Raw genomic sequence first — 258 nt, forward strand, 5'->3', positions numbered from 1 at the left:
GTCTACCGGAAAGGCAGCAACGACGATACGTTCAAGACGCCCGTGTTTTTCCGTCAAGACGCTTTGTCTAGCCTCGAGTCCTATTTGCAGCAGCGCGAGATTCGCTATCATGCGCCCAAACGGGAAAAAGCCCTCTTTCTCGCCCTGGCGAACGGCAAGAAGGAAGGCTCGCGCATGACCAAGCGCGCGGTTCAAGAGATGGTGATCAAGTACGCCAAGCGATTCGGCAAGCCTTATCTGTCCGTCCATAAGCTTCGG

At 55.4% G+C, this 258-nt stretch carries 1 protein-coding gene; it reads left to right on the forward strand.

All coding sequences use genetic code 11. From position 1 onward, the window contains the following. Positions 1–258: site-specific integrase (locus NLU14_RS22370; RefSeq protein ID WP_420845099.1), on the forward strand; the 258-nt coding region annotated here is incomplete at both ends.

The organism is Marinobacter iranensis (assembly GCF_029207565.1).
Classification (GTDB): domain Bacteria; phylum Pseudomonadota; class Gammaproteobacteria; order Pseudomonadales; family Oleiphilaceae; genus Marinobacter; species Marinobacter iranensis.